Annotated in this window: 20 protein-coding genes; 14 read left to right on the top strand and 6 right to left on the bottom strand. The window is 52.1% G+C overall.

Annotated elements, in window-relative coordinates; translation table 11 throughout:
- Positions 1-160: 160 nt before the first annotated feature.
- The 9 genes from ACOQPM_RS05750 (at position 161) to ACOQPM_RS05710 (ending at position 8,632) form a co-directional block, all read left to right on the top strand.
- The gene (locus tag ACOQPM_RS05750) at positions 161-1,198 is read left to right on the top strand and encodes a TIGR03617 family F420-dependent LLM class oxidoreductase (RefSeq protein WP_420628288.1); all 1,038 of its coding nucleotides are present in this window, start codon (positions 161-163) and stop codon (positions 1,196-1,198) included.
- A gap of 14 nt (positions 1,199-1,212) precedes the next feature.
- Complete coding sequence (locus ACOQPM_RS05745) at positions 1,213-1,632, top strand: four helix bundle protein (RefSeq protein WP_420628287.1); 420 nt, start codon at positions 1,213-1,215, stop codon at positions 1,630-1,632.
- A gap of 89 nt (positions 1,633-1,721) precedes the next feature.
- Positions 1,722-2,870: an acyl-CoA dehydrogenase family protein gene (locus ACOQPM_RS05740; RefSeq protein ID WP_420630512.1), complete on the top strand. Its 1,149-nt coding sequence runs from the start codon at positions 1,722-1,724 to the stop codon at positions 2,868-2,870.
- Positions 2,871-2,924: 54 nt separating this feature from the next.
- Entirely contained in the window at positions 2,925-3,893 is a 969-nt protein-coding gene (locus tag ACOQPM_RS05735) for a phosphotransferase enzyme family protein (RefSeq protein WP_420628286.1), read from the top strand.
- A gap of 120 nt (positions 3,894-4,013) precedes the next feature.
- Entirely contained in the window at positions 4,014-5,975 is a 1,962-nt protein-coding gene (locus ACOQPM_RS05730; protein WP_420628285.1) for an acetyl-CoA carboxylase biotin carboxylase subunit, read from the top strand.
- Between the two features lie 51 nt (positions 5,976-6,026).
- Positions 6,027-6,704, top strand: a complete 678-nt coding sequence (locus ACOQPM_RS05725) for a response regulator transcription factor (protein ID WP_420628284.1) — start codon at positions 6,027-6,029, stop codon at positions 6,702-6,704.
- A gap of 173 nt (positions 6,705-6,877) precedes the next feature.
- Positions 6,878-7,114 (top strand): hypothetical protein, encoded by a 237-nt coding sequence (locus ACOQPM_RS05720; RefSeq protein ID WP_420628283.1) that lies wholly within the window; start codon positions 6,878-6,880, stop codon positions 7,112-7,114.
- Positions 7,115-7,201: 87 nt separating this feature from the next.
- Complete coding sequence (locus ACOQPM_RS05715) at positions 7,202-7,462, top strand: hypothetical protein (RefSeq protein ID WP_420628282.1); 261 nt, start codon at positions 7,202-7,204, stop codon at positions 7,460-7,462.
- A 228-nt stretch (positions 7,463-7,690) separates the two neighbouring features.
- The gene (locus ACOQPM_RS05710) at positions 7,691-8,632 is read left to right on the top strand and encodes a YitT family protein (RefSeq protein WP_420628281.1); all 942 of its coding nucleotides are present in this window, start codon (positions 7,691-7,693) and stop codon (positions 8,630-8,632) included.
- Between the two features lie 7 nt (positions 8,633-8,639).
- Here ACOQPM_RS05710 and ACOQPM_RS05705 read toward each other — a convergent pair whose 3' ends face one another.
- The gene (locus ACOQPM_RS05705; protein ID WP_420628280.1) at positions 8,640-10,073 is read right to left on the bottom strand and encodes a tetratricopeptide repeat protein; all 1,434 of its coding nucleotides are present in this window, start codon (positions 10,071-10,073) and stop codon (positions 8,640-8,642) included.
- Between ACOQPM_RS05705 and ACOQPM_RS05700 the strand changes: the two genes are divergently transcribed.
- The 3 genes from ACOQPM_RS05700 to ACOQPM_RS05690 all read left to right on the top strand — a co-directional run bounded on the left by ACOQPM_RS05700 (position 10,060) and on the right by ACOQPM_RS05690 (position 12,884).
- A complete protein-coding gene (locus tag ACOQPM_RS05700) occupies positions 10,060-10,251 on the top strand; it encodes a hypothetical protein (RefSeq protein ID WP_420628279.1) in 192 nt (63 codons plus the stop codon). The two genes, ACOQPM_RS05705 and ACOQPM_RS05700, sit on opposite strands and share 14 nt — an antisense overlap.
- Positions 10,252-10,448: 197 nt before the next feature.
- On the top strand, positions 10,449-12,386 hold the full coding sequence (locus ACOQPM_RS05695) for an aldehyde ferredoxin oxidoreductase family protein (protein ID WP_420628278.1): 1,938 nt from the start codon (positions 10,449-10,451) through the stop codon (positions 12,384-12,386).
- Between the two features lie 84 nt (positions 12,387-12,470).
- A complete protein-coding gene (locus tag ACOQPM_RS05690) occupies positions 12,471-12,884 on the top strand; it encodes a VOC family protein (RefSeq protein ID WP_420628277.1) in 414 nt (137 codons plus the stop codon).
- Between the two features lie 9 nt (positions 12,885-12,893).
- Here the strand turns inward: ACOQPM_RS05690 and ACOQPM_RS05685 are convergent, their stop codons facing one another.
- Complete coding sequence (locus ACOQPM_RS05685; RefSeq protein WP_420628276.1) at positions 12,894-14,765, bottom strand: alpha-amylase family glycosyl hydrolase; 1,872 nt, start codon at positions 14,763-14,765, stop codon at positions 12,894-12,896.
- Between the two features lie 40 nt (positions 14,766-14,805).
- Positions 14,806-15,225, bottom strand: coding sequence for a MarR family winged helix-turn-helix transcriptional regulator (locus tag ACOQPM_RS05680; protein WP_420628275.1), 420 nt, complete (start codon positions 15,223-15,225; stop codon positions 14,806-14,808).
- A gap of 233 nt (positions 15,226-15,458) precedes the next feature.
- Here ACOQPM_RS05680 and ACOQPM_RS05675 point away from each other — a divergent pair, with 233 nt between their 5' ends.
- Entirely contained in the window at positions 15,459-19,406 is a 3,948-nt protein-coding gene (locus tag ACOQPM_RS05675) for a DNA polymerase III subunit alpha (RefSeq protein WP_420628274.1), read from the top strand.
- A gap of 388 nt (positions 19,407-19,794) precedes the next feature.
- Here the strand turns inward: ACOQPM_RS05675 and ACOQPM_RS05670 are convergent, their stop codons facing one another.
- The 3 genes from ACOQPM_RS05670 to ACOQPM_RS05660 form a co-directional block, all read right to left on the bottom strand.
- Positions 19,795-20,670 carry a deoxyribonuclease IV gene (locus ACOQPM_RS05670; RefSeq protein ID WP_420628273.1) on the bottom strand — a complete coding sequence of 292 codons (876 nt, stop codon included), beginning with the start codon at positions 20,668-20,670 and terminating at the stop codon, positions 19,795-19,797.
- Between the two features lie 101 nt (positions 20,671-20,771).
- Positions 20,772-21,011 (bottom strand): hypothetical protein, encoded by a 240-nt coding sequence (locus ACOQPM_RS05665; RefSeq protein WP_420628272.1) that lies wholly within the window; start codon positions 21,009-21,011, stop codon positions 20,772-20,774.
- Positions 20,998-21,759 (bottom strand): LysM peptidoglycan-binding domain-containing protein, encoded by a 762-nt coding sequence (locus ACOQPM_RS05660; protein ID WP_420628271.1) that lies wholly within the window; start codon positions 21,757-21,759, stop codon positions 20,998-21,000. The genes ACOQPM_RS05665 and ACOQPM_RS05660 overlap by 14 nt, the downstream gene beginning before the upstream one ends.
- A 245-nt stretch (positions 21,760-22,004) precedes the next feature.
- Here ACOQPM_RS05660 and ACOQPM_RS05655 point away from each other — a divergent pair, with 245 nt between their 5' ends.
- Positions 22,005-23,450 carry a glycogen synthase gene (locus ACOQPM_RS05655; protein WP_420628270.1) on the top strand — a complete coding sequence of 482 codons (1,446 nt, stop codon included), beginning with the start codon at positions 22,005-22,007 and terminating at the stop codon, positions 23,448-23,450.
- Positions 23,451-23,539: the final 89 nt, after the last annotated feature.

The following is a 23,539-nucleotide window of genomic DNA, read 5'->3' as shown; positions in this document are numbered from 1 at the left end:
AGGAGGTGATATATAAATCATGGCGGGATGGCACGATGTAACTAAAAACATAGAACTAATTTGGGTGAGACAGGTGGTAGAAATGATTGTTGCTATCATCGAATCGTTCCCGCCTGTTTCACCTCTGCCGGACCCCATATCATTAAAGGATTGAACTGCGATGAAATTTGATGTAACTTTACTTTCCCATGATTTGAACGAGATGGCGCAGATGGCGCAAACGGCCGAAACTCTCGGCTTTGATGGGCTGTGGACAGCCGAAACCCAGCACGATCCATTTTTCCCCCTGCTGCTCAGCGCGGAGCACACCAGTAATTTGCAGATAGGCACAGGCATTGCCGTTGCCTTCCCCCGCACGCCCGCCATTCTGGCCCAGATGGCCTGGGATTTGGCGAAGTTTAGCAACGGCCGTTTCATGCTCGGCTTAGGTACACAGGTAAAGGCGCACAACCGGCTGCGGCTGGGCGCACCGTGGGACAAGCCGCTCAAGCAGATGCGCGAAACAATTTTAGCCACCCGCGCCTTTTGGGATTGCTGGCAAAACGGCACTCCGCTCGATTTTTTGGGAGAATATTTCAAGCTCCAGCTCATGACCCCATTTTTTAACCCCGGCCCCATCGAACACCCACACATTCCTATCTACATCGCCGCCGTGAACAAGGGAATGCTGCGGCTGGCGGGCGAGCTGTGTGAGGGGGTTCACATCCACGCCCTTCATTCAGTCAAATACCTCCAAGAGTTTGCCTTGCCGCATATTGAAGCGGGTTTGCAGAAAAACGGCCGTTCTCGCGCAGATATTTCGTTGAATACGGCCGTCTTCGCCATTCCCACCGACGACCCCGACTATGAAACGTTTGCCGAGAACCATGTGAAGCAGCAAATCTCCTTTTACTTAAGCACCCCCGCTTACCGAGTGTTGGCAGAGCTGCATGGGTGGGAGGATACGGCCGTTCAGCTCAGTCAGCTCGCTCGCGAAGGGAAGTGGGCGCAAATGCCAAACCTCATCAATGACAACATATTGGACGTGATGGCCGTGCGCGGCACCTGGGCGGAGTTGCCTGGGATTATTCATGATAAATATGGTCAATTGCTGGATCGCGTCAGCTATTATTTGCCGTTCATCCCGACTGAGAATCAGCAGGGATGGCGGGCAAGTATTGAAGGGTTTGCCAGTTTGCGAGTGGCGAGTGGCGAGTAAAATTTGGAGGAACAATGAGTAGACCGTTGAACTATGAACAGTGGAAGCAGAATGTTCATACTGTAATAAAGAATGATCCACTGTGGAACTTTTTAGCATATCAAAAAGCGTTGTTTGCCTATGATTTGATGTGGGAGGATTGTGAATATTTACTCCATGATGAAAGAGGTAAAGCAATTGCTCGACAACTGGCACGCAGTGTTGGTTCCATTAGCGCGAATATCGAGGAAGGATACGGCCGTGGCTATGGAAAAGATTATGCTTATCGGCTAAAAATTGCCATTGGCGAAGCCAGAGAATCGCGTGGATGGTATTGGAAAGGACGTAGGTTGCTCTCAGAGGAGCTGCTAAATCATCGTTTAATGCTAATTGATGAAATTATTGCTCTCATTGCTCCCAATATCAGCAAGCAAAGCCAATTCAAGAAAAAATGAAAACGTTCTTGCTGAGCAAGTCTCTTGTTTTTACTTGCAAACTCGCAGACAGGCAGACTCGCAAACTTGAAGGATTAGACCTTATGTCAATTTACTTCAATGACGAACATGAAATGCTGCGGCAAACGGTGCAGCGTTTTGTTGAAAGTGAAATCAATCCCAATGTAGAAGTGTGGGAAGAAGGAAGAACTTTCCCCGCCCATGCCCTCTTCAAAAAGATGGGCGATTTAGGGCTGCTGGGCATCACTTATCCAGAAGAATATGGCGGGATGGGGCTGGATTACTGGTATCAGGTGGTGATGCTGGAAGAAGTGGGACGGGCGCATTGCGCGGGCGTGCCGATGGCCATTGCTGTGCAAACCGACATGGCGACCCCAGCACTGGCGCAATTTGGCACCCCTTGGCAGAAGGAGACATTTTTGAAGGCGGCGGTGATGGGAACGGCCGTCTTCTCCATTGCTGTCAGTGAGCCAGATGCAGGGTCTGACGTGGCTGCCATCCAAACCCGCGCCGTAGCCGACGGCGACCACTACGTCATCAACGGCAGCAAAATGTGGATCACCAGCGGCACCCAGGCAGATTACCTTACCCTACTGGCCCGTACCAGCGACGAGCGCGGTTTCAAGGGCATGTCCCTCATCATTGTGCCCACGGATGTGACTGGCTTCAGCGTGAGCCGCAAGCTGGAAAAGCTGGGCAACCACAGCAGCGACACCGCCATTCTCTCCTTCGACAATGTGCGCGTGCCGCAAAGCCACCGCATTGGCCCCGAAGGGCAAGGCTTCATGCTGCAAATGCAGCAGTTCCAAAAAGAGCGGCTGGCAGGCGTGGTGATGGGCATCTCCGGTATGGAGCGCATCCTCCAACTAACGATTGATTACTGTCGCCAGCGAGAAACGTTTGGCAAACCGCTGATTGAAAATCAGTGGATTCAGTTCAAAATTTGCGAATTACTCACCGAAGTGGAAGCATTGCGCCAATTAGCGTACCATTGTACGCGCGTCTTGGTAGCAGGCGGCGACATGACTAAAGAAGTCTCTATGGCCAAGCTAAAAGCAGGTAGACTTGCCCGCGAAGTGGCCGACACTTGCCTGCAATTCCACGGCGGTATGGGTTATGTAGAAGAGTACCCTGTCGCCCGCTACTTCCGTGACGCCCGCCTGCTTTCCATTGGTGCAGGCGCAGACGAAATCATGCTTAACATCATTGCCAAATACGAAGGCATACTAACGAGATAGTGAACGGTAATCGGTTTACCGTTTGCTGATTACCGAAAAAAGGGAGAATCCAATATGAACCAAATTCGCGTGATGCGCTCATTTATAGCGGCTGATGCTTTGGCTGAACTGATTCAAGCCGAATACAACCTGGAAGGCCCCGTGCGCTGCAAGCTCTTTAGCAAAATGCTGCGAACGCAGGACAATGACCATTACAAAGTTACCACAGGCAATGGCGAAAAGTTCGTGGTGCGTGTTTATCAGTTTGACACCCGGCTCAATCGCCAGGAATCCGATTATTTGTACGAGGTAGATTGGCTCAACTATTTGCACGAGGCGGGCTTGCCCGTCTCCTACCCTGTTCCGCGTGCTGATGGCGGTTTGCTGAGTAGCCTCAATGCACCCGAAGGTCTGCGTTACTTTGCGCTATTTAGCCTGGCTCCAGGGCGTCCCATGTCGCTCAAAAATGAGGAACAACTTTTTGTTCTGGGGCGTGAGATGGCGCGGATACATCTGGCTTCTAACGATTATGTGCCCAAGCATGAACGCCAGCCAATGAATTTAGAATTTCTAGTAGACAAACCAATTGAACGGATTAAACAATATTGGGACAAAAAGCGAGCCGATGATTTGGAAATCTTAATGATTTCTGCTGAGGAAGCCAAAGAGGAAATTGAGGATTTGCTGGCCAATGAGATCCATACACCAGATGGTTGGGGGCCGATTGGTGGGGATTTCCACAACAGCAGCGTCTTTTTTACGAGGGATAATCAGCCCACTTTCTTTAACTTTGATCTATGCGGTCTGGGCTGGCGTGCTTATGATATTGCCGTCTTTTTGTTCAACACGAGTCTCATTCATAATCAATCTGCCGACCTGTCTGAAGCATTTTTTGCTGGTTACTATTCCCAGCGACAGCTATCTGAAAATGAACATGCGGCGATTGCACCGTTCTTAACCATTCGGCGCATTTGGCAGACTGGTTTGTTCTCCATGAACGATGGCTTGGTGGGGCATACCTTTATTGCTCCGGCAAGTAACTAGCCGCCAAGTGCCGCGTGCAAATGACGGAGAGAAGATAATCAAAGATTTCACAGATTCAACAGATTTTAACCTTTTCAATCTGCGAGAGCTTTGATAAATACCAAAAAGATTCCAGTTCTTGTGATTCGCTCAATTTTGATTGCCAACCGGGGGGAAATTGCGTATCGTATTGTGCGGAGTTGCCAGCGGCTGGGTATTCGCACGGTGGCGGTTTACTCGGCGGCGGATGTGGGGGCAAAGCATGTAAAGGTGGCGGACACGGCCGTTTCCATAGGCCCACCCCCTGCCACACAATCCTACCTCAACCAAAATGCCATTTTAGACGCAGCTCGCCAAACCGGCGTAGATGCCATTCATCCCGGCTACGGCTTTTTAGCAGAAAATGCCGCTTTTGCCCGCGCCTGTAGCGATGCTGGTTTTATCTTCATCGGGCCAAATGCAGAGGCCATTGAGCTGATGGGCAACAAGCGTGCTGCCAAGAAGCTGATGGCGCAAGCAGGCGTGCCGCTGTTGCCAGGGTATGCCGGGGAGGATCAGGCAGACGGCCGTTTCCAGACCGAAGCGCAGAAAATTGGGCTGCCTGTGATGGTGAAAGCGGCGGCCGGGGGTGGTGGCAAAGGAATGCGTTTCGTTTTTGAGCTGGATGAATTGCCAGAAGCATTGGCTACCTGCCGACGTGAAGCAAAGCAGGCGTTTGGCTCCGATGAATTGCTGCTGGAGGCGCTCGTTTTTCAACCGCGCCATGTGGAAATTCAGGTGTTTGGCGACCAGCAGGGCAACATCATCCACTTGGGCGAGCGGGATTGTTCTATTCAGCGGCGGCACCAAAAGGTCATTGAAGAGGCACCCTCCCCGGCACTGACGCCCGAACTGAGAGCACAAATGGGGGAAACGGCCGTTGCCGCCGCTCGTGCTGTCAATTACGACAATGCTGGGACCGTTGAGTTCTTGCTGGATCATCAAGGGAATTATTACTTTTTAGAGATGAACACGCGCCTCCAGGTGGAGCATCCCGTTACGGAGATGGTTACTGGGCAGGATTTGGTCGCTTGGCAAATCGCAGTGGCGGCTGGGGCACCGCTGCCGTTGGCACAGGACGAGATTTCGCTGAACGGGCACGCTATCGAGGCGCGACTGTATGCCGAAAATCCGGCCAACGACTTTTTGCCCGTCACTGGTCCAGTGCTGCTGTGGCAGTCTCCGGCGGGTGAGGGGGTGCGGGTGGATGATGGCATCCAAACAGGGGATGACATCTCGGTGCATTACGACCCAATGCTGGCGAAAATTATTGTACACGGGCCAGATCGAGAAACGGCCGTTCAGCGACTAGATCGTGCTTTGCAGACGGCCGTTCTGCTAGGGTTCACCCACAATTTGCCCTATCTCCAAGCCATCGTGCAGCAGCCAGAATTTGCGTCTGGACAGTACAACACCCACTTTTTGGCCGACAAGCTGGCGAATTGGCAGCCACCTGCTAGCAACCTAGCGCTGGGGCTAATTGGGGCGGCCTTGGCGCAATTTTTTGGCTGGCCGCAGCATCCGCAGAGCAGCGGCTACTGGCGTAACAATCCCAACGGCCCCATCCGTAGCCAATTTTTAGCAGACGATGAGACGATCACGGTGCTGCTGGAACCGCTTCGCTTCCAGACCAAACAATTTGACATAATAATTCAAGGTGAGCAATTTGCCGTGGCTTGTGCACCGCAGGTGGGGCCAGATTGGACGATGGTGGTGAACGGCCGTTCTCACAAACTCATCATCGTCCAAAACGAGGCTGATTTTTGGGTGCAGACGGACGCTGGTGCGGTTTGTGTGACTGTGCTGCCCAGGTTGTCCCGGAAGACGGCCGTATCTGCCACTGCCGGATCGTTACGCGCCCCGATGCCTGGTTCCGTCCTGGCGGTAATGGTCAAACCAGGCCAAACGGTTGCCGAGGGTGACCCACTGCTGAAACTGGAAGCGATGAAAATGGAACACACCATCCGCGCTCCGGCTGCTGGGCGGGTGGCCGAGATTTTCTACGCTCCGGGCGACACCGTGCCTGCTGATGCTCAACTGCTCCGCCTGGAATTTGCCAATTGACAATTGCCGAAGGCGTGGCAAAATTTACCAATCTAAATAAATGGTGATTGTATGCAGGCAATTGTCATCGCTGAGAACAGCGAAGAACGGGAGTTTTTAAGCTACATTTTGCGCCATACGGGCTTGGCGGTGGCACGCACGGCCTCGGTAAAGCTGGCACTAGGCTCACTGCTGAAACAGCCGGTTGACCTCATCTTGCTATCGGCCAAGAGCGGTGAGGCCGTCACTGAAGAAGTCGCTACCATTCGCACCATGTCGCAAGCGCCGTTGCTGCTGCTGCGTGATCCCCTCACCGAAGACGCCACCTGTGACCTCCTGGATGCGGGCGTAGATTTGATTCTGGAACGGCCGTATTCTCCCCGCATATTAGCCCGATACGTCACCGTCTTTTTGCGTCGGGCAGGTTCTGTGCCAGTTTCCATACTTACCACCATCCGCTCAGAAAATATTAGCCTGGACCCCGGCACGCGCACGGTTACGCTGGCGGGTAAAACCGCTCAGCCGCTCACGCCGCTGGAGTTCCGCTTGCTTTATGTACTTATGTCCAACGCCGACCAGGTGATTCCCACCGACGTGATTATTGAGCGCGTTTGGGGGTACAGTGGCGAGGGTAATCGGGAGTTGGTGCGCGGTTTGGTGCGCCGCCTGCGTCGCAAAATTGAGCCAGACCCACATGAGACAAGCTTCATCCACAACCATCCCGGCGTTGGTTATCGCTTTTCTGTGTAACCTCAGAGAAAATCTGCGGATAATATCTTTTTGACACGGCCGTATCCACTTTGGCACAAAAATAACACACCTCTTGCCCCGCTTCTTGCACACATCCCCACTATAGTCATACCCATCAATATCTGCTCGGGCTTGCTTTGAGCCCCTGGTTTAAGAAAGAGGGTACAAATCTCATGAGCATGGCTCAATCCAAAAATATTGGATTATGTCCCGACTGTGGTGAAGAAGTTCGCTTTAAAAAATTCCCTTTCATGGGTCAGTTGGCTACCTGTCGTCGTTGCTCGGCGCAGCTAGAAGTTGTACGGAAAGCTCCTGTGGCTTTACGGCTAAAAACGGAAAATTGGGAAGAAGATATAGAAGTGTTTGAATCTCCCAAGTTTAACCAGCGCCACAAACGTGTGTGGCGGTGATAAGCCGACTCAGGGTAACTGATTGCCAAAACAAGGTAGTTCTGTGACCCAAAGTTCATTCAATTTCCTGATTAGGAGGTAAAAAGTATGACACTTAACCCGCAATTCAAAACAGAAGTTGGTATTTGCCCCGGCTGTGGTGCGCGTATTCGTTTTATGAACAAAATTCAGGTCGGTGAATTTGTAAATTGTGAAGAATGTGGCGATGAGCTGGAAGTCGTCAGCAATTCACCCATCAAGCTCGATTGGGCCTTTGAAGACCCGTTCGACGATGAATTCGATGGCGATTATGATGATGACTTTGATGACGACGACGAAGAGTACGGTGATGACGACTGGGATGATTAGCTCGTCGTCTAATTTTAGGACTTACGCATTCGGCCTAACTAGACTACAAAAGTCTTGAGTCTAATGGTATAAATTCCAGTGTGAACAAGACTTTTGTAGTCTTCATTGCGTAAGTCATGATTTGTAAGGTAGAAAAGCAGCGTCAGCTATTCCTGCCCACACAAATATACAAAGGCACCATCACTTTGTAAAAGATGGTGCTTTTTTTCTGATTTAGGGAGCAATAAGATGATAAAGCAATTATCCATTAAACGTAGACGAATACAGGGGCGGAAACGGCCGTTGCCCTGGGCAAAAATTTGGTATCAAACCCGACTCAACGTGGTGATGATTGTGGGGGCGATCATGGCCGCCTTTGGCTATGCCATGTTCCAGGTACCCTACAACATCGCTGCTGGGGGCGTATCGGGTATCAGCATCATCGTAAACCATTTTGTGGGTTGGCCCGTTGGCTTACTTTATTGGGCGCTAAACTTGCCTCTGCTCGTTCTAGGCTTTTTCTACCTGGGTCGCTGGGCTTTTTTGCTACGCACCCTGGTGGCCGTAACCGTTTTTTCCATTGCCACCGACTTTTTTGTGGTTTACATGCCCCACTGGCTTAGCCAATACCCCATCACCGACGACTTGCTGCTGACCACCATTTACGGCGGCATTGTGGGCGGCATCGGCGGTGGCCTTATCTATCGCTCTGGCGGCACAATGGGCGGCACCGGCATCATTGGCCGCATCATCCAGCAAAAAACGGGTCAGCCGCTTAGCCAGGTCTACTTTTACACCGACGGCCTCACCATCATGGCCGCTGGCCTTGTCTTTGGCTGGGACATTGCGCTCTACGGCTTTCTTATGCTCTTTTTGAATGGGCTGGCTTCCGACTACACGCTGGAAGGCCCCAGCAGTGCCCGCACCGCCACCATCATCACCAATCGGCCGCAAGCCGTCATTGATGAACTGATGGTTCATCTGCATCGGGGCGTCAGCTTTTGGGAGGTGACGGGCGGCTTTACCGGGGAGACGCGATATCTGGTGCTGTGTACCGTCACACGGCCGCAGGTGAGGCAGGTAAAGCAGATAGTTGCCAAAGCCGACCCGGACGCCTTTGTAACCATCGGCGTCAGCCATGAGGCAATGGGCGCAGGCTTTACCCCTATGCCCGCCAGCGTGCTAAAGTAGAAAGCGTCTACGGCTCATCCGGCATGGGTTCCAGACGCGCCCATGCCAGCCAGCTCCACGGGGAGGTGGGGTATTGCTGAATGAGATCGAGGTAGGTGGCGACGGCCGTTTCCTCCTCCCCGTTCAGCTCAAAACTCAATCCAAGTAAATACCGAAGATGCGAAGGCTGATAAAAACTTTGTTCAGAATCCATCCGATCTAATGTTCGTTGGAGGACTTCTTGCAGGTAATCCAAATCATGTCCAGCCAATGTGTGCCATTGCATAATATGAGCATGGTTTGATACAAAGCCACGCAGGGAATCACCAGTTTCATCATATGTGAAGGTAGCAGAGTCATTAATGACATACGAATCAATCAGAAAATTCCCATCGATCAGCAAAGAACTGCCGGCATATTCTATGTCTAGCGCTAGGCATTCCGATCTATTTGGTTCCTCTAAAAATTCAATGGTTGAATTTACTTCAGTTCCCTGCCAGGAGTAGAGATGCTTCTCTAACCAATTGCAATTGGGAAAATCAAAGTCATAGTGGGGCTTTATTACTTGAATGTCTGGAACCGAGTCGTTGTTAAAATCAGCAATTGTGTAGTCCGTGTCAAACGCCGCACTGAATACCCTTGCATCACCAATCCACAATGTATCAAATGTTTTTATGAAACCTTCGTCCCACGAGAATATTTCAATAAAACCAGGGTGACCAACTGCGGTGCTTCCGTCTATACGCGCTACGATAATGATTTCGTTGACACCATCACCGGTTAGATCAATACCTGGCCTTAATTCACGTCCAAATAAAGAGCGGATTTGTTGTGGAGTAAATTCATTTGGAATTAAATGATAAGTTCCCAAGTTATCCTCATAGATTGGCACAAAAATTCTGAGATCGTACCTGGAAAATGTTGCTTCAATTAACCATTCGGTAAGCAAAGGATCATAATCAATTGGAATTGCCTGAAAACCAATCTCTGGTGACGACTGAACTAAAGGTTCAAACCTTATCTTGTTTTGATTGAGAAAATTTACTGTGCCGATCTGTAATGCTTGTGGAATTATTGCGGGTATGTAGTGAGAAAAACCTTCTCCTAAACAATTGTCCGTATCTTGAATTAACCAAGCTGTTTTTTCTAACTCCTCTTCCGTAAGCTTGTCATATTCAAACTTGAGCATTCTGAACAAGTCGCCAAAAGCATACTCTGCTCGATATTGGGTTTCATGATCGTAGTTGCAAGTTTCCTTCATCGTTGCCAACAAAACCTGAAATAAAATTGTTGTATCAGGAGTTGTTAGTCGGTATTTTGAAACATCCATTTCAACGAGTGGTATTTCAGGGTATGGGTGACCGTCCGGACTAGGCTCAAATCGTAGAAAACCTTCTGACGTTGGGGTCATCGTTGGTAATTGGGTGGGAGTAGCTGTAGCTGTTGCAATGTTAGTAGGCATGGCCGTTGCTTCCACAACAGCAACGGCCGTTTCCATCACAGTCGGTTCGATCATTGGAAGTGGGGTAGGAACGGCCGTACTCACCCCCAATTCTTCCCCCTCCACACAGGCCACCAATCCCAAAACCACAAAAATGACTGCGCCAACCCATCCCCATTTCATCACAAACCTCACCTGACACCTGAAAACTTGGAATCCTGAACACCTGCACACTTGCAACTTGCCCCATTATAAAACAGTAAACCACACTTGGAAACCACCCGCTCACCAGATAAAATAGTTTTATCCCAACAATTCGCGTCGCGCAATTTGCGCAATTCGCGCAATTCGCGGCAAAAATAAAAACCCACACCCTCACCGTAAGGAGCGTCTCACATGTTATACGGATTCACCGGCAACATCCTTCACGTTGATTTAACCAACGGCACATTAGAAATTGAAAATCCCAGCGAGGACTTTTACCGTCACTACCAGGGCGGCAGTCTGATGGGACTTTACTACCTCTGGCACAACACCCCCGCCAACGCCGACCCCCTCAGCCCGGAAAACACGCTCACCTTTGCCCTCAGTGCCCCCACCGGACTGCCCGTGAGCGGGCAAAGCCGCTGCACCGTCACCTGCAAATCCCCCAGCAGCGGCGGCGCGGCCGACAGCCAGGCCGGTGGCTTCTGGCCAGCCGAGCTGAAATACGCAGGCTTCGACGCCATCGTTGTCAAAGGGGCTTCTGACACGCCCGTCTACCTCTGGATTAACGATGGCGAGGCTGAACTGCGTGACGCTAGTCATCTGTGGGGCAAAACGACGCTGGACGTAGACAACATTCTACACGATGAACTGAACGACAAGCGGATCGAGATTGCCCAAATTGGCCCGGCGGGTGAAAAGCTGGCCAACTTTGCCGCTATCATGAACATGAGCAATCGGGCTTGGGGCCGCACGGGCGTTGGGGCCGTGATGGGTAGCAAGAAGCTGAAAGCAATAGCGGTGCGCGGCACCCAAAAAGTAACCCCCGCCGACAAAAAAGCGGTCGCCGCGCTGTCCAAAGCAGGTGCGAAAGGCTTCCCCGGCAGCGGCATGGAGAGCTTTGGTCGCTACGGCACCATCGGCAGCGTGATGGGACAAGATCGCGGCGGTGGCTTGCCCACCCATAATTGGGATTCAGGGGTGATGGCCAACGCCGAGGGCATCAGTGGCGAAAAGCTGTACGATGAAATTTTGCGCGGCGCAGAAGCAGGCAAACAAGACAAAGACGGCCGTGATACCTGTTACGCTTGCATTGTGCGCTGCAAGCGGGTGGTGGAAGCTGAGTACAAAAACAATAGGCTCATCCCCGAATATGGTGGGCCGGAGTATGAAACGGCCGCTACCTTCGGCTCCTACTGCGGCGTGGATGATTTACTGGCCGTGACCTACGCCAACCAGCTTTGCAATGAGTACGGCGTAGACACCATTTCCTGCGGAGCCACCCTCTCTTGGGCGATGGAATGTTTTGAAAACGAGGTCATCAATCTGGATGAAACCGACGGTATCGAGCTGCGCTACGGCAACGCCGAGGCGATGATGGCCATGCTCAAAAAGACGCTCAATCGGGAAGGCTTCGGCGATATTTTGGCCGATGGCTCCGCCAAAGCCGCCGCTCGGCTGGGCAAGGGGCATGAATATTTGCTGACGGTGAAGGGACAGGAGCTACCTGCTCACATGCCCCACGTCAAGCGCAGCTTGGGCGTCATCTACGCCACCAATCCCTTTGGCGCGGACCATCAATCTTCCGAGCATGACCCGGTGTACAGCGAGAAGGCGTATGAGCGGTTCTACAAACAGCGACTCGACCAGCTTGGCCTGCACACGCCGCAGCATCCCAAGGTACTCAACGCGGAGAAAATCGAGTTTGCTCTGAAAACGCAGTACACCTACAGCGCCACCGACACGGTGAGCGTCTGCCAATTTGTGTACGGCCCTAGCTGGCAGATGTATGGCACGCAAGAAATGGCCGACCTGATGCGAGCGGCCACCGGTTGGGACGTAACGGTGGATGAGATTCAGGAAATCGGCCGTCGTCGCCTGAACCTGATGCGGGCTTACAACGCGCGTGAGGGGCTGACCCGCGACCACGACACCTTGCCCAAGAAATTGCTAACCAAACCGTTGGCAGGCGGCCGTTCCGATGGCATCATGATTGAAAATGAGGAGTTGCAAGCTGGCCTAGATATGTACCACGAACAAGCTGGCTGGGATGCTACCACTGGTACCCCTATCCGCGCCACGCTGGAAGATGTTGGTTTGGCCTGGGTAGCAGATGATTTAGGTATTTAGGGAATGGTGAATAATTAATTGTGAATTGTGAAGGGAGGAACGGCCGTTTCGTACCTCATCTTGCATGTTAGATTGGAGTAGAAAATGAGCAGCACATTTCCAACCGAAGGCATGACCTTAACGCACATCCTCGTGGTGAGCGATTTGGATCGTGCCAGAACGTTTTACCGAGACGTGTTAGGGGCTTCCCTTTACAACGAGTATGGTGGCACGTCCATCGTGTTTAGCTTTGCAGGAGCCTGGCTGCTGGTTGTCACTGGCGGGGAGCCAACAAAAGACAAGCCAGATGTTGTGTTTGCGCCTCCCTCCGAGCCAAACCGCGTTAGCCATGCCATGACCGTTCGCGTGCCGGATTGCCAGCAAGCGTATGAAACGCTCAAAGCGCGTGGCGCAGAATTTTTAACGCCACCGGTAAATTGGGGATATGAAATTCGTTGCTTTTTCCGTGACCCGGACGGGCATTTGTTTGAGATTAGTCAGGTCGGGGCAAGCGATTGAGCTACGCAATCATTCACGATTTACAAGGAGAACGGCCGTTCTCGCCCCCAAAACCACACCATTCCCAATAAACTCAGGCTGTTCCCCTGTAGAAAGTAAGCATTGGTGTGAATTTGCATTCGGCAGTTGGATAATTTGGGTTTTGTTGCTAAGGTTGAAGAGGGCAACGGCCGTTTCCCCACCATCCAATTCCCGCGCATAGGCATAGGTCTGGGTTGCCGCATCTACGTGCAGCCGCGTACGAGAGCCGCGCTGCAGTGCAGGCAGCGTCCGCCGCAAATGTACCAATCGGCGATAAAACGTGAGCAATTCCTCATCCCAATCTTCTGGCTGCCAGGGCATATCGGCCCGCACATGGTGGTCGCCGCCAAAGCCAGATTGGTTCTTGTTCACCGTTTGCGACAGACCTACTTCGGTGCCGTAATAGATAATTGGCGTGGGAGCCAGCGTAAATTGGCACAGTGCCGCCAGCTTCAGCCGATTCACGTCGTCGCCTGCCATGAAGAGGAAGCGATTCATGTCGTGGTTGTCTAAAAAGCTGACCCGATCTGCGCCGCTGACCATGTACGCCTCGTAGCTCTGCAAAAAGGCGTCTAGCTGGGCCACATCCCACAAATCGAGGGCAAAAGCGTAGCGAAACGCGGTTGCCAACGGAAAGTCGAGCACATGGCTCATTCGCCCTCGGTAACGGCGCAGTGCGTCGGGCGAATCGGTCGCCTCGCCAATTGTCACTGCCGCAGGATTGGCCGCCTGCACTGCTTGGCGGAACTGTACCCAAAAATCCATGCCGTGCCCGATGACGTGATCTAGCCGAAAGCCGTCCAGCTTAAATTTGTTTAGCCAATAAACGGCCGCATCGCAAATATGCTGTCGTCCTGCCGGATCATTCGTATCAAACGAGGGCAGGTAGGGAATCATGCCTAAAAAGCAGCGATATTTGTCTGGGTGTTCGTAAAAAACAAACCAGGAAGCACTGTCTGTTTCCGGATCTTCTTGCGCGGCGAGGAAGGCGGGGTGCTTCCAGGAGCAGTGGCTGGGTACAAAATCTAAAATGACACGAATGCCACGCGCATGTGCCTGTTTAACCAGCTTGTGCAAGTTAGCCTCGCTGCCAAGCTCTGGATCGATGGCAAACAAATCTTTAGTGTCGTACCGATGATACGTGTCAGCCAAGCCTAGCGGTGAGAGCCAGAGGCAGTTGATGCCCAGCGCTTCCAGGTAGGGCAGCGTTTGAGTGACGCCGCGCAGCGTGCCGCCGTGCCGGGCATGGCGGTCACTTTGGTCAATGTCTGGGGAGAAACGGCCGTCCACAGTCCCTGGATGGTAGCGGTCTAGAAAAATGTGGTAAATCACCGCCTCCTGCATCCAATCTGGGCCGATGGGTTGTTTCGGTTCCACGTAGTAAGCAAAGGTTTGGATGCCCGTTTCGTCATCCACTGGATACCAAAAGCCCTGACCGTCGTGGGCAAACAAATCCGGCGGTGCGTCGGCGGGGCGGCCTGCTCGCCAGCCAGCGATGCGGTAGCGAACGGCCGTTCCGCCCACCTGTCCGGGCAAAGTGGCGTGCCAGCGGCTCAAATACCCTGCACCGGCCTCCCAATCAACTGTTTCTACCGTCATTGGCATTTTTTCAGAGGTGGTATCTGGCAATTTCCCATCTGTGGTAAACCACACTTCGGCGCGATCCAGCGGCATCTCGACCCCGCTGGTGGCCCAGATTTGAACAGGTTCATCAGGTTGGGGGGCAAATGGCCGTATCGTGTTATCGTGTCGGAACTGGTTGGCTTGTGCCGCAATCCGCTCGCGCACCATCGGCAGCGGAATGTCGCCCGGGGCGGTGGCGATTGCTTCATTTTCGTCGAATACATTTTCTTCAGCCATTGGTTGTTCTCCTCAATGGAAAAATGATCTACCAAGCCGATTACGAATCTCCTAAATTGGTACGCCATTTTGCTAGCAAATCCAACAATTGCGCCCGCTCTGCTTCGTCAAAGCCAGATAAACTTGCCTTCAGTGCTCCCAAATGCGCTGCTTGGGCCGCCTCGCGGTGGTTGGAGCCTGTAGCCGTCAGGAACACGCGCTGCGCCCGCCGATCGTTAGGATCTGGCTGGCGTTCAGCCCAGCCTTGCCCTTCCAGATAATCCACGATGCGGGTCATTTTGCTGTTGTCCACGAGCAAACGGCCGCTCAAATCCCCCATGCGCCAGCCACTATCAACTTCCAGCAGCAGCAGCGTGTCAAACTGTTCTGGGGTGAGGTGGAACGGCCGTAACACCTGCATCATCTCCCAAACCAGCAGCAACAGCAGTTCGCGCAGCGTCGTAAAAATCTCTCTTTCCATAGCAATTTATTTGCAAATGATATATTCTCATTTGAGAATATATACCAAATTGTAGCGTATACTTGTGAACACGGCAACAGAGAAAGTTGGTCTTAAAAGTTTGAAAATTTTTACATTGGAAACGGCCGTTTGTGCTATACTTGTCTACCATGTGGGGCATTACAACAATTGTCGCCTCGCAACTGTATCAATAGCCTTCCTCGCTGAACAAAATTTAAGGGAAATTGTCCACCATGTGTGAAAACCACAACCAGTTTGTTCACCTCCACTGCCACAGTGAATTCTCCTTGCTAGACGGCCTGAGTCGTGTGAAAGATTTGGTCAACCGCGCCGCAGAGCTCGATCAGCCAGCCATCGCCCTTACCGATCACGGCGCGATGTACGGCACCATGCCCTTCTATCGTGCAGCCAAGTCGGCAGGCATTAAGCCAATCATCGGCGTAGAAACCTACCTGGCGCAACGCACCATGCAAGACCGCGACCCCCAACTGGACAAAAACCGTTTTCACATGCTGCTGCTGGCTGAAAATCAGACGGGCTATCTCAACTTGCTGCAAATTGCTAGCAAATCACAGCTAGACGGCTACTACTATAAACCACGCATTGACCGCGCCTTCATGGCTGCTCACAGCGAGGGTCTCATTGCCACCACTGGCTGTATGGCTGCCGAAATCCCACGCGCCCTAGGCGATAACAATCCCAAGCTCGCCAAAAAGCTGATGGGCGAATACTTGGATATTTTTGGTAAAGATCGGCTGTTTATTGAGCTGCAAGAGCATTCCATCCCCGAACTCACTGAAATCAACAGAAAACTCGTCGAAATGGCCCCCCATTTTGGTCTGGAGAACAACTTCCTGGCCACCAATGATGTGCATTACACGCTGGCTAGCGATGCCGATCCGCATGAAGTGCTACTTTGCATCCAGACCGGCTCCACTGTCAATGCGCCCAAGTTGACCTTCTCTGACAAAGAGTATTATGTCAAATCGCGGGATGAGATGTTCCAGCTATTTCAGCGCAATGGATACCAGGAAGAGCTCATCCTGAATTCATTGGCGAACAGCCTACGCATTGTAGAGATGTGTGACGTAAATCTGGATTCCGAGGGATACCATCTGCCAGAGTTTGAGGTACCAGCCGGATATGATCCACACTCTTATTTGCGGTTTTTGTGCGAGAGAGGGCTTGCCTGGCGCTATGGGGGCGAGCGAGCTGAAAGTGATGCTGAACTGCGTGCTCGGCTGGATCATGAACTAAACATCATTAGCCGCATGGGGTTTGAGACGTACTTCCTCATTGTGTGGGATTTGTGCGAATGGGCAGCGCGCAGTGACGAATGGTGGGAACAGTATCAAGACCCGTTCCCCTACGATAGCTACAGCGCGTGGAAAGAGAATGATATTTGGTGGAACGTGCGCGGCTCCGGCGCAGGTTCGGTGGTGGCCTACACGTTAGGCATCACTAGCATAGACCCGCTGGCCAACGGCCTCATTTTTGAGCGGTTTTTGAACCCCGGGCGCGTCTCGATGCCGGATATTGATTTGGATTACCCGGACGATGTGCGACACTGGATGGTAGCTTATTCCAAACGGCGGTATGGCTCTGAAAAAGTGGCACAAATCATTACATTTGGAACGTTAGGCGCGCGAGCGGCCATCCGCGACGTGGGGCGGGCGATGGACATGCCGCTAGAAGAGGTGGATGTGATCGCTCGGATGGTTCCTGCCATCCCTGGCAAGCCGGTAAAAATTGAAAATGTGCTGGACAAGGAGCATGAGTTTTATTCCAATGAGCTGGAGCAAAAATATAAGGGGGAAACGGCCGTTCGCACCCTCCTAGACACTGCCCGCAATTTAGAAGGAGTGGCTCGCCACGCCTCCAGCCACGCTGCCGGCGTCATCATCTCCGATAAGCCATTGCATGAATACGTGCCGCTCAACAAGCCCACTAGCGGCGACGAAGGGCTTGGTGGCGTGGATCGTGTGACCCAATGGCCGATGGAAATAGTAGAATCTATTGGCCTGCTCAAAGTGGACTTTTTAGGGCTGAGCACCCTCACCGTGATGCGTCGCGCCGCCCGACTCATTGAAGAGAGGTACGGCATCGCCTACACGATGGACAACATTCCCTACGACGAGGGACATGTGGGGCCAGACTCCACCAAGAAGCCAGAAATCTTGTTTGACATGTTGGGGCGGGGCGAGGTTGCTGGGGTGTTTCAGGTGGAAGGCGCGGGGATGCGCCGCCTGATGATGGAAATGAAGCCCCGCCGCTTCGACCATATCATGGCGGCTATCTCCCTTTACCGTCCTGGTCCAATGGAGAATATTCCCGAATACATTCGCCGAATGCACTCAGCTATCTATGATGAAAAAGATATTGTTGAGTATCATGACCCTGCTCTGGAGCCAATCTTGAATGATACTTACGGGATTTTGGTTTACCAGGAGCAAATTATCCGTATCGCCTCTGATCTGGCAGGGTATGAGCCAGGTGAAGCAGACATTATCCGCAAAGCTGTCTCCAAAAAGAAAAAAGATTTAATGGAGAAGCATCATGCCCAATTTGTGGATAGGGTCGCGGACAAAGGGTTAAGTCGGGAGGTTGGTGAAGCAATTTGGGGTGATATTGAATTTTTTGCCCGCTACGGTTTCAACAAGGCACATGCGGCCGATTATGCTAAAGTGACTTGCCAGACTGCCTTTTTGAAGGCGCATTATCCGGTGGAATATTTGACGGCGATGCTCTCTGTGGAGCGGGACAACACAGAAAAGGTGCGCCGTTACTTTGCCGAGGCCAAGAATTTGGGCATTGACGTAGGGCCGCCGGACATCAACAGTTCGGGGCTGGACTTTACGATTGAGGATGACGGGGAACGGCCGTTAATTCGTTTCGGTCTTGGTGCCATCAAAAATGCCGGGGCGGCTGCCCTCATGACGATTATTGAAGAGCGAGAGGCAAACGGCACTTTTGAGGATCTACAAGATTTGTGCAAGCGGGTAGATTTGAAGCGTGTGGGCAAACGGCCGCTTGAATACATGGCCAAGGGGCGAGTGTTCGACACTTGGGGCACGCCGGAGCAGTTTGTAGATGCGCTTGACCGAATTGTGAATTTTAGCAGTAGTGAACACGCCGCTGCTTCCACCGGGCAGATGAGCCTGTTTGGTGGCGGTGCCAGCACGCCTGCCCTCAACGTGGCGGTAGATTTATTGCACCACCCCAAGCAGCTCAAGCCTGTTAAGCACAAGGAACTGTTGGAGTGGGAAAAAGAGGCGTTGGGTGTGCATGTGTCTGAGCATCCATTGGAACGGCCGCTTGCCATGCTACAGTCCCGCACCAACGCCACCATTGGCGACATTGACACGAACTGGAACGGCAAGCAGGTGCGGCTAGCGGGCATGATTAGCACGCTGCGCCCGCTGACCACCAAAAAGGGCGATCCCATGGCTTTTGCCACGCTGGAAGATTTGGACGGCAAGCTGGATTTGGTGCTGTTCCCTCGCACCTGGAAAGCGTGCCGCGATGATGTGGCTGTGGATCAGGTGATGTTGGTGACGGGCAAGGTGCAGCTAAAGGGCGAAGACGTGAACCTGATTGTGGATCGTGTTGAAACCAACCTGGAGATTGCCCAGGATGCGGATGCCACGCCTTCTGCGAAACCAAATCGGGCTAAACAAACGGCCATATTGCCCCAAACAAACGGCAATGGCAAAGCGCAAGCCTACACGCCGCCACCACCAACCCATGTTGCCGAACCGAAACCAACTTTGCAGCAGACAGTCCCGCCAAGAGAAACGGCCGTTGCCAGCAACAACCGGATGCCGCCCCCACCCCCCAACTTTGATGCAGATTCGGAAGCGCGTCTGGTGGCGCAGCCCGCTGGTAATGGCACAGTGGCTATGCCAACCAAACAGCCGTTGGTTAGCCCCGCGCCTACGCGCCAAACCAACGGTATTCATAAAATTGTCGTGGTAGAAGTGCGCCCCGTGGGCAACTGGCAAGCCGCCTGCCGCCGCGTGCTAAACAAGGTAAATGAGTACGAGGGGAGTGACGGACTGGCAATTTTGATTAGCGGGCAAGATTTGAAGATGGAATTTGAAAACGGCCGTACCCGCAGTTGCCCCGAACTCTTGGAAACCCTCCGCACCATCCCCGGCATTGCTAAAGTGTACAATCAATAAAATAGCATAATGCAAACCCCTTGATGATTTATTTGCATAGTGCTAGTACCTGCTTTGGAAAATTAAAAAGCGGAACACAGAGTTACACAGAGAATGATGATGTGGTCTCTAGTCCACCCCCAGACGAATAACAAGAACCGAAAAAGACACTGTAATGTCACCATATTGACACCAATGGGGCGGTGTGTTACACTGTTTACGTACTTCCTCGTTTCAATCTCTTTTACTTGGATTTACCAGGAAAGGAAATTGGGAGACTGGGCGGGGTTTTATAAGGTTTCCCCGCCCATCTGTTTTTCTGATGAGAGCCATTAGATTTTGTGGGGGGTGAAATGTGATGGCTGATCTGGTTACGTTTCACTCATCATTAAAGGTTAATCCCCTCACTTTAATTCTCAATCAAATCCCGCAAAGTTTTCAAATTCACCGGATCCATTTCGATTTCGTTGCCGTCGGCGTCCTCTTTGGTTTTGGGCGTTTCCAAATGGGCGGGATGGTTTGCCCAGCGCGGGTCATTCACAAAATTGGCAAAGCCGGCCTGCCCGATGAACCCCTCACCAATATGCTCATGCCGGTCTTTGTTGGAGCCTAGCTCATGCTTGCTGTCGTTTAGGTGGAAGCATTTGATTTTGTCTAAGCCAATAGCTTTATCGAAGGCGTCCATCGTGGCGGCGTAGGTTTCCGGGGTGCGAATGTCGTAGCCTGCGGCGAAAACGTGGCAGGTATCGAAGCAGACGCCTAATCGGTCATGCTCGCCAACTTCATTGAGGATGGTGGCCAATTGTTCAAAGCTACGGCCGATATGTGTGCCTTGTCCGGCCATTGTTTCAATGCAGACAGTGACATTAGGGGCGGATACGGCCGTTTCCGCCAGCAATCGTTTTAGCCCAGTGGCAATCTTAGCCATGCCTGCTTGCTCATCACTCTTCATAAACGAACCGGGATGAAAGGTAATGAGCGGCAAATCAAACGCTGCCGCTCGCAAAACCTCTTCTTTTAACGCCAAGTACGATTTTTCCCATAACGCTTCATCGGGCGAGGCAATATTGATGAGGTAGCTAGCATGAACTGCCACTGGATCAATATGGGGATATTCTGCTGCTGCGTTGCGATACTTCTCTACATCTTCTTCGGTGATTGGTTTGGCCTTCCACTGCCGATTGCTTTTTGTAAAAACCAGCATGGAGTCGCAGCCAGCCTCGTCGCCGCGGGCAAACGCCTTGAACAAGCCGCCTGCTGCGCTCATGTGTGCGCCTAATCGCATAAATGACCTCGCTTAAATGATGTAATGTGCCGCAAATTACGCGAATCTTATTATTTTTTTGCGTTTCGTGAAATTCGCGGCTGAAAAATCTTACCGATGTTTTAGAAATCGTACTCTTCGCCACGCGGGGCGCTGAAATAGCCGATGGTCTCGTTGCCATCGAGCGAATAAACAGCGTCGCCGACCACGCGCCACATGCGTTTTCCGGCTAAATCTTCGATAAAGCCGTCACGCACCCGCCCGGTCGGTTCGCCAGCCAGGGTATAGAGCGTGCTGCCTTGTAAATACGCAAACTGTTCACCTTTTCGATCAATTAAACCACGCATCTCAAGGTACCTCATAGGTTACGCGGGTGACCCCGGTGCTGTCTTGTAACGTCACGGTTTCACCCGACGTCCAAATGGCTTCATCAAGCCCCCAGTAAAGTGCCGTTGGGCTATTGGCTCCGCTGGCTGTGTTGATTCGCAAATCGGAGCCAGCAAAAAGTGTAACCTGACCAAACGCATATTCATGGCCGTCTTCGTCTCGCAGCGTCCAGTTTTGTAGGGCAATGCGATCTTCGCCGCTGTTGGTGAGCAAAATAGCTTCATCGGCCAGTTGGCCGGGGCCGATAACGGCCGTTATCTCTACCACCGCCTCTCCAGAACCAACTGCTTCTGTGGCAATCGGGCTTGGCACAACCGCTTCTTCAGGAACGGCCGTATCCGCTGGCATGGGCGTCGAAATACCACCAATGGGAATGACTAACTGCTGCCCAACGGAAATGATATTGGGGTTGGTCAGCCCATTTTCTGCCATGATGTCATCGAGCGGCACATCGTAAAGCTGGCTGATGGTGCCTAAAGTATCGCCCGCTTGCACAATGTGGATGGGTGGGCCACTGTCTGGCTCTGGGGTGTTGGTGGGGGCAATTTGGGGTTGGGAGACGGCCGTATTTTGCAAGGCGGCTGGGGTGATGGTGGTAGGGATGGAAACGGCCGTTTCCGAGCCATCATCCCGATCATCCCACCAATACAAAATAGCCAAAACCACCACGGCAGACACCAGAACATTTAGCAATAAAAAAGGGATCATTTTTCGAGCCGACATGCCACTCTCCTCATTTGTTGTTATTGTACATCACTGCCAAAGTCACACCAAAATAGACAATTCTGTTGAACAATGGCCAAAATCAGGGAAAATAGCGATTGATGGTTTTTTAGGAAGAAATTGATAAGCAAATCACAAGAAGATTTTTAGATAAACGAACCTAACGCATTGTGATTCAAGTAAAGGCGAGAGAAAGGCACTTCTAATTTTCAAAAACTTTCCCGCTTTTACATAAAGGCCGTTTGATGTCCAAGAAATTAAAGATACTGTTTCTGAGCGCCGAGGTTGCTCCCTTTGCCAAAACTGGCGGGCTGGGCGATGTGGGTGGCTCATTGCCCAAAGCCTTACACGAGATGGGTCACGATGTTCGCGTCGTGATGCCTGCTTACCAAAAGATTGAGGCTGGCTATCCTGGCGTTACGCCGATGCCTGGTGCGCTCACTGTGCCAACAGGGGCAGGGCAGCTTGTGGCAGGCGCGTTCCAAAGTACGTTACCCAATAGTGAAGTTCCCATTTATTTTATTGCCGAAGGTAATCTTTTTAATCGCCCGAACCTGTATGGCTACGATGATGATGTTTACCGTTTTGCCTTCTTTAGCCGTGCTGCACTAGAGCTAACCATTGCTCTGGATTGGAAGCCAGACGTAGTTCACGCTCACGATTGGCATACTGCTCCCGCGCTTACTTGGCTGTCTACGGCCGGGCAAGGATACGAGGCGTTTCGCGGCATTGCCACAGTTTTTACCATCCACAATTTAGCCCATCAGGGCAAAACCGATTGGCAAATTTTTAATTATTTGGGCTTGCAAACGCACTCGCTGGCTGAAGAAGGATACGGTGAAGTAAATTTCATGGCGCGGGGCATTTACCATGCCACCATGGTCAATACCGTCAGCCCTACCTATGCCCAGGAAATTATGACACCCTCCGGCGGGGCAGGGCTAGACAGCCTGCTGCGCCATCGCCATTATGATGTGCATGGCATTTTGAACGGCCTGGATTATGAAGAGTGGGATCCGGCAGCAGACGGCCGTTTAGCCAGCCACTTCAACATCGAGCATTTAGAAAACCGCCTGCACAACCGCCACGCCCTACAAGCCCGCGCCAACCTGCCCCAGCGAGACAATATCCCCTTAGTTGCCATGGTCACTCGCCTTGATTTTCAAAAAGGACTAGAAATTACCGGCCACGTCATTCATTTACTGATGAACGGCCTTGCTGGCGAGGCGCAATTTATTGTTTTGGGCACGGGCGATCCGGCTTACGAAAATATGTTTGCCAAACTCGCCAGCTACCATCCAGACAAAATGACCGCCTACCTAAGCTACGATGCCAACTTTGCTCCGCTCATCTACGCAGGCAGCGATATGTTTATCATGCCCTCGCTGTTTGAGCCGTGTGGCCTGGGGCAGCTCATTGCCATGCGCTACGGCAGCGTGCCCGTTGTGCGCGCCACAGGTGGCTTGGCCGACACCGTGCGGGATGGCGAAACGGGCTTCCTGTTTAATGATTACAATGCGGATTCGTTTTGGCACGCCCTCCAACGGGCCATTTACGTCTACAATGCAGACAAGCCCCGCTGGCAAACTATCCAGCAAAACGGCATGACGGCCGATTTCTCATGGCAACGCTCCGCCAGCGGGTATCAGCAGCTTTATGAATGGGCCATTGCTCGCACATTGAATGGGTAATTGAGTAATTACTCGATTACACTTTTCCAAAACATTCAAAATCCGTAACTGAACAAGTTGCCCTCAATGCCATGCCTGCGAAGGCAGGT

It is taken from the genome of Candidatus Leptofilum sp. (assembly GCF_965223525.1).
GTDB lineage: Bacteria > Chloroflexota > Anaerolineae > Promineifilales > Promineifilaceae > Leptofilum.
This window is presented reverse-complemented; position numbering and strand designations above follow the sequence as displayed.

Coding starts and splice junctions, on each gene's coding strand:
- ACOQPM_RS05750 (WP_420628288.1), top strand. CDS start 161: ATGAAATTTGATGTAACTTTACTTTCCCATGATTTGAACGAGATGGCG.
- ACOQPM_RS05745 (WP_420628287.1), top strand. CDS start 1,213: ATGAGTAGACCGTTGAACTATGAACAGTGGAAGCAGAATGTTCATACT.
- ACOQPM_RS05735 (WP_420628286.1), top strand. CDS start 2,925: ATGAACCAAATTCGCGTGATGCGCTCATTTATAGCGGCTGATGCTTTG.
- ACOQPM_RS05725 (WP_420628284.1), top strand. CDS start 6,027: ATGCAGGCAATTGTCATCGCTGAGAACAGCGAAGAACGGGAGTTTTTA.
- ACOQPM_RS05720 (WP_420628283.1), top strand. CDS start 6,878: ATGAGCATGGCTCAATCCAAAAATATTGGATTATGTCCCGACTGTGGT.
- ACOQPM_RS05715 (WP_420628282.1), top strand. CDS start 7,202: ATGACACTTAACCCGCAATTCAAAACAGAAGTTGGTATTTGCCCCGGC.
- ACOQPM_RS05710 (WP_420628281.1), top strand. CDS start 7,691: ATGATAAAGCAATTATCCATTAAACGTAGACGAATACAGGGGCGGAAA.
- ACOQPM_RS05700 (WP_420628279.1), top strand. CDS start 10,060: ATGTTAGTAGGCATGGCCGTTGCTTCCACAACAGCAACGGCCGTTTCC.
- ACOQPM_RS05705 (WP_420628280.1), bottom strand. CDS start 10,073: ATGCCTACTAACATTGCAACAGCTACAGCTACTCCCACCCAATTACCA.
- ACOQPM_RS05695 (WP_420628278.1), top strand. CDS start 10,449: ATGTTATACGGATTCACCGGCAACATCCTTCACGTTGATTTAACCAAC.
- ACOQPM_RS05690 (WP_420628277.1), top strand. CDS start 12,471: ATGAGCAGCACATTTCCAACCGAAGGCATGACCTTAACGCACATCCTC.
- ACOQPM_RS05685 (WP_420628276.1), bottom strand. CDS start 14,765: ATGGCTGAAGAAAATGTATTCGACGAAAATGAAGCAATCGCCACCGCC.
- ACOQPM_RS05680 (WP_420628275.1), bottom strand. CDS start 15,225: ATGGAAAGAGAGATTTTTACGACGCTGCGCGAACTGCTGTTGCTGCTG.
- ACOQPM_RS05675 (WP_420628274.1), top strand. CDS start 15,459: ATGTGTGAAAACCACAACCAGTTTGTTCACCTCCACTGCCACAGTGAA.
- ACOQPM_RS05670 (WP_420628273.1), bottom strand. CDS start 20,670: ATGCGATTAGGCGCACACATGAGCGCAGCAGGCGGCTTGTTCAAGGCG.
- ACOQPM_RS05665 (WP_420628272.1), bottom strand. CDS start 21,011: ATGAGGTACCTTGAGATGCGTGGTTTAATTGATCGAAAAGGTGAACAG.
- ACOQPM_RS05660 (WP_420628271.1), bottom strand. CDS start 21,759: ATGTCGGCTCGAAAAATGATCCCTTTTTTATTGCTAAATGTTCTGGTG.
- ACOQPM_RS05655 (WP_420628270.1), top strand. CDS start 22,005: ATGTCCAAGAAATTAAAGATACTGTTTCTGAGCGCCGAGGTTGCTCCC.